Annotated in this window: 5 protein-coding genes; 4 read left to right on the top strand and 1 reads right to left on the bottom strand. The window is 39.4% G+C overall.

The window, feature by feature from the left end:
- The 4 genes from essC to dtd form a co-directional block, all read left to right on the top strand.
- On the top strand, nucleotides 1–3,612 hold a 3,612-nt coding region (gene essC / locus K4H96_RS07565; protein WP_227956448.1), incomplete at its 5' end, for a type VII secretion protein EssC.
- 156 nt (nucleotides 3,613–3,768) lie between these two features.
- Nucleotides 3,769–6,513 (top strand): type VII secretion protein EsaA, encoded by a 2,745-nt coding sequence (gene esaA, locus K4H96_RS07560; protein ID WP_223337933.1) that lies wholly within the window; start codon nucleotides 3,769–3,771, stop codon nucleotides 6,511–6,513.
- A gap of 627 nt (nucleotides 6,514–7,140) precedes the next feature.
- Nucleotides 7,141–9,360: a RelA/SpoT family protein gene (locus tag K4H96_RS07555; protein ID WP_223337932.1), complete on the top strand. Its 2,220-nt coding sequence runs from the start codon at nucleotides 7,141–7,143 to the stop codon at nucleotides 9,358–9,360.
- 56 nt (nucleotides 9,361–9,416) lie between these two features.
- A complete protein-coding gene (dtd, locus tag K4H96_RS07550) occupies nucleotides 9,417–9,860 on the top strand; it encodes a D-aminoacyl-tRNA deacylase (RefSeq protein ID WP_223337931.1) in 444 nt (147 codons plus the stop codon).
- Between the two features lie 92 nt (nucleotides 9,861–9,952).
- On the opposite strand, the gene K4H96_RS07545 is transcribed toward dtd, so the two are convergent.
- Nucleotides 9,953–10,750, bottom strand: a complete 798-nt coding sequence (locus tag K4H96_RS07545; protein ID WP_223337930.1) for a DUF4037 domain-containing protein — start codon at nucleotides 10,748–10,750, stop codon at nucleotides 9,953–9,955.
- Nucleotides 10,751–11,064 lie beyond the last annotated feature (314 nt).

Here is an 11,064-nt window from a genome sequence, read left to right as displayed (position 1 = left end):
AGTTATTTTACTGATAAAAAAGATTATAAACAAAAGAAGATAACAAGGGTAGAAGATTACGAGGCGTATTTATTAAAACAATTATCCACTCTACATAAGCATTATGCAGAGGAAAAGAATATTCTATTTTATCAGCAACCGAATATCAATACGTTAATTGATATGATTATGCGTTATGATGAACGTCTCTATGAACGCTTACCTTTTAATGAGGATTTTATGACTGTCTCGCTTGGCTTGGGAGATATTGATAGTCAGCTTCAAATTGATTATCAAACGGACTTTTTAACCAAAGACAAGCTGACAATTTTTTCTCAAGATTTGTTAAAGACTTATGAGAAACAAAAAGGTGTTCCTGTTACGACAACACTTGCTCAGAATATTGTTGGGCTGGTTGCTCAACATGACATAGGTCAGTTGTTTATCCAGCAACTTTTATTGCAAGTTGCAGCTTTTCATTCTTATCACGATGTAATATTTGTTAATTTGACTTCGCAGGAAGATTATGATCAAATTTGGAAGAAATGGCGGTTTTTACCTCATTTTCTGTTACCAATGATYAATGTTCGTGGTTTTGTACATGATGATCGTACGAAAGATGCTGTACTTACAAGTCTTTATCAAGTATTACAGTCTCGCATTCAAGACAAGGAACAGAAGGAAAGAACCTTTTTACCTCAGATTGTGATAGTCATTTCAGATGATCGCTTGTTGTCTGGTCATGCTATCAACGAAAGTCTTTCACGAGCAGATTTGGCTTCTTTTGGAGTAACTGTTATTTGGGTAAAAGAAAGTCGTCGCCAATTACCTGAAACGGTAACCACGCTTATTGATTTAAAGAATGGAGATACAGCTACTTTAATCAATAATAGAGGAATATATGTAAACCAAGTTTTTACTCCGTATCCGTTGATAGATGATTATGAAGGTGCTGTTCGTAGTTTAAGTAATCTAGTTCATGAGGAAACTCAAAAAAATGCACTTCCTGATGCAATTACATTCTTAGAATTGTATAATGTAGAACAAGTTGGGGACTTAAATATTTCTAGCCGATGGGCTCGAGGAGATACATCGAAGAGCCTTGCTGTTCCACTTGGGGTTCGAGGAAAAGATGATATTGTCTACTTGAACTTACATGAGCGTGCTCATGGTCCTCACGGTCTTGTTGCCGGGACAACGGGATCGGGTAAGTCGGAGATATTACAATCTTACATTTTATCGCTAGCATTAAACTTTAGTCCAGAAGATATTGGTTTTCTCCCAATAGACTTTAAAGGTGGAGGGATGGCAAATTTATTTAAAGATTTGCCACATTTGATGGGCGTTATCACAAACTTAGATGGAGCAGGAATCCAGCGCGCGTTAGCTTCCATTAGAGCAGAGTTGCAAAAGCGTCAACGCCTATTTGGTAGATTTGGGGTCAATCATATTAATGGATATACAAAATTATACAAGGAAGGTCGCTCTGGAATAGAGGGAGATTTCCCTACTGAGCCACTTCCACATCTATTTTTGATCTCGGATGAGTTTGCTGAGTTGAAGCAAAATGAACCTGAGTTTATGACAGAACTTGTAACAACAGCGCGTATTGGACGTTCCCTAGGGATTCATTTGATTCTAGCTACTCAAAAGCCTTCAGGAGTTGTTAATGATCAAATTTGGTCTAATTCTCGATTTAAGTTGGCACTCAAAGTGGCGGAAAAAGCGGATTCAAATGAGATTATAAAAACACCAGATGCTGCAAGTATTACTCAGCCAGGTCGTGCCTATTTACAAGTTGGGAATAATGAAATATATGAACTCTTTCAATCAGCATGGAGTGGAGCACGATATGCACCAACAGTGAAAGCTCGTAGTGAAGAAGTTGACAATCGGCTTTGGATAATCAATGAGCTGGGGCAGTATGAACTCGCTACTACAGATTTGTCTTACTTGGAAGAGACGGTCAGCACAGATGCTAATACTGATGAGACTGAACTAGATGCTGTTGTGGAATATATTGCTCAACACGCAAAGAATGTAGACCTTTGTATACCAGCTAAGCCATGGTTACCTCCGCTTGATGAAGATATTACGTCACCGGTTTTAACTACGAAATGGACAGAGAAGAAACTTCACAAAGCTCCTTTTGCTCTAATGGATATTCCTTCAGAGCAGGATCAGCGGATGCTAGAATTTGATTTAGAAGAGTTTAGTCACAGTATCATTTATGCTTCCCCAGGGTTTGGGAAATCTCAAGCGCTTCAGACGCTAGTTATGAATTTTGCTCGGCTTAATAGACCAGATCAAATGCAATTTAACCTGTTTGATTTTGGAACGAATGGACTGTTTCCTCTGAAAGGTTTACCGCATGTGGCAGATATTGCTACTCTAGATGATGCCGAAAAACTATTGAAGCTCCTTAAGAGTTTACAAAAAGAAATACAAAAACGCCGTGATTTATTGGCGGAATATGGAGTTACTTCTATTGAACAGTATGAGCAGAAGACAGGTCAGTATTTACCATTCATTTTAAATATTGTTGACTCTTATGATACTGTACGTGATCATCCACTCGAAAGTTCTGTTGAATCCGCTTTTCATCAGGTGTTACGTGAGGGCGCAAGCTTAGGTATCTATTTGATAGCAACAGTTCTTCGGAACACTACTATGAAGTTAAGTATGCGAAGTAATTTTGCTACACAGTTTGTTTTGTATTTGGTCGACAAGGATTCTAAAAAAGATCTTATTGGTTTTGATGCTCTAGCTGATCAAGTAATTCCTGGTCGTGGTCAGATTAGATTTGAAGAACCTATTCGTTTTCAAGTATACCTTGCAACAGAAGGAAGTTCCAATCTTGAAAGACTGCAGAGTTTAGAAAACGCTATTGAGGTAATGGATAAGTTATGGGATGGCCCTAGACCAGAAGCTGTTCCAATGCTGGCTAATGAAATTACTTTTGAGCAATTTGAAAATGATGTAGCTGTCCAAGAGGAACGGCAAAAATACAATATTCCAATTGGTTATGATAAGGAAACAACGTTGGTTCGCTCTATCGAACCAATGAACTATGAATTTATTCTTCTCATGGATGATACTCCTTCTCAAACATATAGTATTGAGCGTACGATATTATCTGCTTTTTCAGAGTTTTCTGGGAAAGTTGATCGCGTAGTGGTTGATACTGATGGACGTTTTGTTGGTATGAATGAACACTTTGATACTAGAATTGAGGAGTCGAATATTAGCCAATTCCTTGGTGAACTATTAGGCATTATTCAGTCTGGTAAGCGTAGAGAGCAACCAATGTTTGTTTATCTTCCAGATATAAACTTAGCTGGTGATAAGATTGTACTGATGGATAAAGATGTAAATACTTTGTTCACAAAATCTTCGTCGGTCAATATTCATTTGATTTTCCATGGTTATCAAAGTGGCATAGTTAGCAAATTCACACCGTTCTTCAAACGGCTTCGCCAAAATGTTCCAATGGGAACGTTTGGTACCATCTTTAACGAACAGAAAGTTGTGCCTGGTCGTACTCAATACAATGAACCGTTGGTTGAACTTAATGAAACACAGTTCTTCGTTGGTAGAAGTGTTCATCGTTTGAGAATTCCGCAAGAAAAATAGGTACATAAAGCTTCCATAATAATTTCTGAATATGCTATAATAGAAGAAATCCTACTATTTGTAATAATTATAATGATTGTAGGATGTATATTATCATAAATAAATTATAAATATTTTGATGATAATGTTAAAATCAATTTAGGAGAAAAATCCATAATGGGTATAAAAAAAGGAAAAAATCACTTGCTTAGGAAAGGCTTGGCTATTTTATGTATAGTAATTACTGCAGGACTTCTTATCTATATGGGACAGTCAGATAGCCTTTCTTTTGTTCTAGGGACTAAAGAGAAGACACATCTTCGTATTGGGATTGTAAATCAAGACGAAGGCGAACAGTTAAATAGCGCTCAATATAATTTTGGAGATGATTTTACAAAATTACTAGTAAAAGATGAGAGAAAAAAAGCAAGTTGGAAAGTCATGTCTAGGGATCAGGCGGAGAGTCAGTACAAAGACAATTCCCTCGAAGCTATCATTTACATTCCTAAAGATTTTTCACACAATATATTGCAGCTATCTAGTTTTAATCCTGAAAAGGCCAAAATTACATATAAAGTAAAAGATTCTGTAAAAAAAGAACAGTCGCTTGAGATGGCCCAGCAGGTTGGAGATTATGTTAATAGTTTGAATCAGAAAACAATTCGTCTGTACTTTACAAGTGTCATTAATAACCTTGATGATGCTAAACTTCAGATGAATACAATTGTTGGTGACGAGTCTGATATCTATGATTCTTTATCTACTTCAATTGTTCAACCTGCTGATAGGAGTATCAAATCAATAGATTCGATCCCTTCAATTGCAGAGAGTGTTCAGTCCTCTAATAGATCATTTGAGCAAGCGACATCAACTTTCAAAACTTCAACTGCTGATTTATTAAAAAGAAATGCCGAATCTTTAATGGGCCAAACAGATCCAATTTTAAAGTATAAGCAAGTTCAATCACAAGTTGCTAATCATAATGCTCAGGTGGCGGGAAACTCTGTTAAGAATCAGTATGATAAAGATAACAAATTATATCTTGACCTTTATAAAAATTCAATAAGTTATTTACATCTTTTTGGGAATACAGAATCACCTACTGAGCCAAATGAACCAGATTCTTATTTGCTTCGTTTAGCTAAGCACATAGAAAGTTATAATGATAAAATAAATCATTCTCAAGAGCAGATTGAGCAATCTCAAAAGGAACTGGAGTCCATTAGAAACTCTCTTGAGGGTTCTCGTGACCAAATTTCCCAGAATTATTTTAATGGGGTGCAGGTTGATACAAGTTCTTTGGGAGATGATAAAGATGCGATTTTAAAAGCTGTTAGTGATGGTGTGGATAAAGATAATGTGAGGCAGGCGCTGGCCAAACAGGTTGTTAATACTTTATCAGATTCAGATGAGTTGCCTGGAGATTATACTAATTATGTAAATAGTACAATTGCTTCTATTAGTGTTAATTCTGGGGATTACGCGACCTTATTTAATAAACTAAAAGAGTTTGGGGCTTTAACAGATGACCAAATTGCTTCTTATTATGCAAAATTAAACTTGTTAGCTAGCTATGCTAGTGTTAAAGGTGCTACTACTGGCTCAATGCCAGGCTATACTTTTATAACGGTAGCTAATGATTCTTTGCCGTCAACAGATGCAAAAACAGTTACAATGGAGCATGTTTACCCTGAGATGACTTCTGAAGGAAATGGGGGTAATAAATATACTGCAACTACTATCCGTGTGACGAATATACAGGTTCAAGGGGCTCAGGGAGCTACGGTAGTTCCAAGTGTTGATAGTATTTCTGAACCTACTAGTCTCCAACTGCAAATTCAGCTTTCTCCTAATTATGGTCTCAATACGGTTGCATTTGATCTTGAGATTGGTAGTGAGAGAATACCTTTACAATACAGTTTCTTTTATGATAACAATAAGGGAAATGATGCATTAATTAAGACAGATTTGTCTAATATTTTTGAACAACTATCTAGAATTGATACCGCGGCAGCTACGATTAAGAACCTATATGGAAGCCCATCTTCGTCCTACGATATTGATATTGCTAATCCAGCAAGTAACTCAGTTGCAAAGATGTATGGGAATATTTCGCCATCGTCTGTAGCGGATAAACTACAACCAGAAGATGTGGACCAATATCGACAGTCAGGGATTGAATTATATGTTAAGTTAAGTGCAGAGATAAATCGACTTCAGAAAAATACCGCTTCTCTTCCACAACTGACAAAAGAAGAATTACCGAATGATTATTTTGCTGCAATTGTTGGAGAACTATCTGATTGGCATCAACAAGCCGTTGACGATTTAAATAAACAGTATGAAGAGTGGAAGAAAAATAGTCCAGAACTTCTGGAAGTTTCTCCAACAAGTTCTAGTGACAGTTTATCTAATAATAGACTTTATACAACTGATGATAGTAGTAATAGTTTGCTAGATATTGTTACAAAGCTTGCATCTAGTACTCGAAATACATCTGATACAATCGCCTCTAATGGAAATGCAATCGGATCTATGGATACGCAATTTAACACTTTAGCAGAGCAAGCTAAAAGGGTCCAAGGAGAAGTGAAGGAAGTTCACCAACAAACAGAGTCGCTTATTAAGAATCAGGCCAAAAATATTGAAGATAGTACTGAGTTTAATAAGAACTTTCAAGGAGTATTATCAAATGCTCGTTCAAACGGAACAGATAACCAAGCTGTTTTGAATTTCTTATCCAATCCTGTTGTAACTGAAAAAACAAGCCAATCTGGTGTTTTATCAAATACTCCAATATGGGTTTACTTACTCGTAATCTTACTTTTAACCAACATTGCTACGGGTCTGACAATTAGAGAGTACGCTCATAGAAAGAAAGAGAAGATGGTTGAAAAAGAAGAAGAGGAACAATTTGAATAGGTAGAATCTTAGCAATAGAAATGCTACTGGAAGGTGTAGAAAGTAATGATGAAACTTGTGTATATCATCTATACTTAGCTTCGTTTATTCAAGTAGTTCTTGAATTATTGGATAAGGCTGTGATAGAAATGTCACAGCCTTATTTTAAATAGATAAGTAAAAGTATAGAAATCTAATCTTAAGATTAAAGCACAACATAAAAAAATGAGAATTGAGGCTCAAATAGCTGACTTTAATGATTTCTCAAAAAATTTATTAAAATTGTTTGAGAAATCTGCTGCTTGGAATATTAAGTAGGTGGACTAAATAAATATTTCTTATAGATTTTGTACGGAAGGCTGTTTCCCTTTCAAATCTTGAAACCGATTTCCCTTTTTGCTTTAAGTGCCTATTCAAAATTTTAGAGCGGAGTAGTTTTGTATCTCTATGTTTCTTTGCTTGGGGTTTGGTCAATAATTAGTATAAGATATAGATGTTTTTTAAGTTTTAGGAGGCTAACTTCAGTTTAGAGCTTACTACCTATTATTGATTCCACTTTTTTGTACTAAAACAAACACAGAATCGTCTTCTAGGTTTTCATATTGGGCTAAAAGTGATAAAATAGTAGGCAGGAATTGGAGAGACGAGATGCCAAAAGAAGTGAATTTGACGGGCGATCAGGTATTGGCCCTTACGAGAAAATATCTGGCTGCGGAGGATATGGCCTTCATACAGAAAGCTTTGATCTATGCGATTGACTGTCACAGTGGGCAGTTCCGTAGGTCAGGTGAGCCTTATATTGTGCATCCTATTCAGGTGGCAGGGATTTTGGCCACGCTCAAGCTAGATGCGGTAACGGTTGCCTGCGGCTTTCTGCATGATGTGGTTGAGGATACACGTGCAACGCTGGATGATTTGGAAAGAGAGTTTGGGACGGATGTGCGCGTGATTGTGGATGGGGTTACCAAGCTGGGTAAGGTCAAGTACAAATCCCACGAGGAGCAGCTGGCAGAAAATCACCGTAAGATGCTGATGGCCATGTCGGAGGATATTCGGGTTATTTTGGTCAAGTTGGCAGACCGTCTCCACAATATGCGGACGCTCAAGCACCTGCGCAAGGATAAGCAGGAGCGGATTTCCCGAGAGACAATGGAAATTTACGCACCCTTGGCTCATCGCCTAGGGATTTCCAGTGTCAAGTGGGAGCTGGAGGATTTGTCTTTCCGTTATCTCAATGAAGTGGAATTTTACAAAATTTCCCACATGATGAAGGAGAAGCGTCGGGAACGTGAAGAACTGGTAGAAGAGGTGGTTCAGAAGATTGAGACCTATGCTGGCGAGCGCAATCTGCACGGCAAGATTTATGGCCGGCCCAAGCATATCTACTCGATCTATCGCAAGATGCAGGACAAGAAGAAGCGTTTTGATGAGATTTATGATCTGATCGCCATTCGCTGTATCTTGGATACTCAAAGTGATGTTTATGCTATGCTGGGCTACATTCATGAGCTTTGGCGGCCGATGCCGGGGCGGTTCAAGGATTATATTGCCAACCGCAAGGCCAATGGCTACCAGTCTATCCATACGACCGTTTATGGACCCAAAGGTCCGATTGAGTTTCAGATTCGGACCAAGGAAATGCATGAGGTCGCTGAGTATGGGGTTGCAGCCCACTGGGCTTACAAGAAAGGTGTCAAGGGTCAGGTAGACAGCAAAGAATCAGCCATCGGGATGAACTGGATCAAGGAGTTGATGGAGCTGCAAGACCAGTCTAACAATGCCAAGGATTTCGTTGACTCGGTCAAGGAGAGCTATCTGGCTGAGGAAATTTACGTTTTCACACCGGATGGAGCAGTGCGCTCTCTGCCTAAGGACTCGGGCCCGATTGACTTTGCCTATGAGATCCATACCAAGGTCGGTGAGAAAGCCACAGGAGCCAAGGTCAATGGCCGCATGGTTCCTCTGACAACCAAGCTCAGGACAGGTGATCAGGTGGAAATCATCACCAACGCTAACTCCTTCGGACCGAGCCGCGACTGGCTCAATATTGTCAAGACCAGCAAGGCCAGAAATAAAATCCGCCAGTTCTTTAAAAATCAAGACAAGGAGCTGTCTATTTCCAAAGGTCGGGAGCTCTTGCAGGCTCAATTCCAGGAGCATGGCTATGTAGCTAATAAGTACATGGACAAGAAGCACATGGAAGAAGTGCTGCAGAAGACAAGTTATAAGACTGAAGAGGCGCTTTTTGCGGCGATTGGCTTCGGTGAGATTGGTGCCATTAGTATTTTCAACCGTTTGACAGAAAAAGAGCGCCGTGAGGAAGAGCGGGCCAAGGCCAGAGCAGAAGCAGAGGAATTGGTTAAGGGCGGCGAGGTCAAGGTCGAAAACAAAAAAGACACCCTCAAGGTCAAGCACGAAGGCGGTGTAGTCATTCAGGGGGCGTCTGGCCTCCTCATCCGGATTGCCAAGTGCTGTAATCCTGTACCGGGTGATGATATTGTCGGCTATATTACCAAAGGACGCGGTGTAGCCATTCACCGGCAGGACTGCATGAATCTCAAGGCTCAGGAAAATTACGAGCAGCGGCTGATTGATGTGGAATGGGAAGACAACAACACGACCAAAGAGTACACGACTCACATTGATATATACGGTCTCAACCGCTCTGGTCTCCTTAACGATGTGTTGCAGGTTCTGTCTAATACCACCAAAAATATTTCAACAGTCAATGCTCAACCGACCAAGGATATGAAATTTGCTAATATCCACGTTTCTTTTGGTATTGCTAATCTGTCTATGCTGACGACGGTGGTGGATAAGATTAAGAGCGTGCCAGAGGTCTACTCGGTCAAGCGGACTAATGGCTGATTCTTTTCGGAAATCATTATCGAGCTGTAAGTTACCGTTAAATCAAAGGAAAAGATATGAAAATAGTGATTCAGCGCGTAAAACGTGCTCAGGTCAGCATTGACCAGCAGCTGCACAGCAGTATTGGACAAGGTCTCCTGCTCCTAGTAGGCGTAGGTCCTGACGATAGTCAGGAGGATATGGATTATGCAGTCAGGAAGATTGTCAATATGCGGATTTTTTCCGATGCTGAGGGCAAGATGAACCTGTCTATCAAGGACATTGCCGGAGAGATTTTGTCAATTTCCCAGTTCACCCTGCATGCAGATACCAAAAAGGGTAATCGGCCAGCCTTTGTTAAGGCTGCTCCGCCAGAGATGGCTAGCAATTTTTATGATGCCTTCAATCTTTCCTTGCAGCAGGAGGTGCCGACCCAGACGGGGATTTTTGGGGCGGACATGCAGGTAGAGCTAGTCAATGATGGTCCAGTGACCATTATCTTGGATACGAAGAATCGCTGAGAAGAAGTATGAAAAGGAGTTTGAACACTAGTGTTCAAACTCCTAATTTTTTTGCTTCTGTAGCAATGAATAGATAGTTTCCGACAACATTACTAAAAATCGCTAATAATTTCTTGAGGAATGACTTCTTTGATGGTCGTCACTAGCTGATTGATAAGCTTTATGGCTTCAGCGGGCTCTGTGTAGAGTTTTTGAAAATAGGTCTGTATATTTTCTTCGAAATGCTGAGGTAATAGCGTGCAGTTAGTTTTTGCAAACTCCAGCATTCTCTTTTCTCCAGGGTGAGTTTGTTCGTTTAGAGCGAAGAGCAAGTCAAAATAGGAAGCAAAAAATTCACTGCTACGGTGATTGATGCTGAGCAGGTCCTGACGCTTGAGCGCTTTTTCTATTTGTTTGGAGAAAGCTGGCATGGCTTGATCGAGTAAGAGGAGCTGCTTCTTGATAATATTCTTTTTCAGCTCAGCTGGATAAGGTCGTCTGTACTTGTCCTGAAGTGCCTCATAGCGACCATTTCGGTCGTAGATGATTTTACTGTGAAGCAGATTGTGCCACATACAGGTGGTATAGGCATTCTGGGCTTGGTGGTCTAGGACTACAGTCTGGAGGTCTTTATCAAAGCTGTCCAGTGTACGGTAAATGAGCTCAATTTCGATCTTGCTCTTCAGTACACAGTCATCCTCTAGTTCCCAAAACTGATTGCCGATTTCCATGTAGGAGCAGTACTTGCTGAGGATATCGCGTCGAGTCAGGGGAGCAATAGAATCTGTTAAGTAGATATAAACATCATAGTCTGAGTCTTTGTCAAAATGCTGTCCAGCACGAGAGCCACCGAGAACAATAGCTTCCACTTGATCTAGCTGGGCAAATTCTTTAAAAAGTTGTTGTGGCATAATTTTTCCTTACTGATTTTTGACATCATTTTAGCAAAATGTAAGCGGGTTGGCAAGAAGGAAAAAACAGCTTTTGGCATGGTACTGAGCTTGAAAAATTGAAACCCCGAGGAGTAGGAAGTGGATGAGCAGGAGTTGGGAATATTTGACTAAAAAGAAAATTATCTAGGATAGATAGGCTGAAAATTTGACTTTGGGTAATAAAATTTTAGGAGTTTTTCCCTTACTTTAACGTATTGCCAGTTTTCTATTTTTTTAACTCAACGCCTTATTTTTATCTGCAACTTTTCTTAGATTTTTGAGATAGATCTTTA

It is taken from the genome of Streptococcus sanguinis (assembly GCF_020729765.1).
GTDB lineage: Bacteria > Bacillota > Bacilli > Lactobacillales > Streptococcaceae > Streptococcus > Streptococcus sanguinis_Q.
Note: the sequence above shows the minus strand (reverse complement) of the source record. Positions and strands in the feature narration are given on the sequence as shown.

Excerpts from the sequence above, each read along its gene's own strand:
- esaA (WP_223337933.1), top strand. The coding sequence starts at position 3,769 with ATGGGTATAAAAAAAGGAAAAAATCACTTGCTTAGGAAAGGCTTGGCT.
- K4H96_RS07555 (WP_223337932.1), top strand. The coding sequence starts at position 7,141 with ATGCCAAAAGAAGTGAATTTGACGGGCGATCAGGTATTGGCCCTTACG.
- K4H96_RS07545 (WP_223337930.1), bottom strand. The coding sequence starts at position 10,750 with ATGCCACAACAACTTTTTAAAGAATTTGCCCAGCTAGATCAAGTGGAA.
- dtd (WP_223337931.1), top strand. The coding sequence starts at position 9,417 with ATGAAAATAGTGATTCAGCGCGTAAAACGTGCTCAGGTCAGCATTGAC.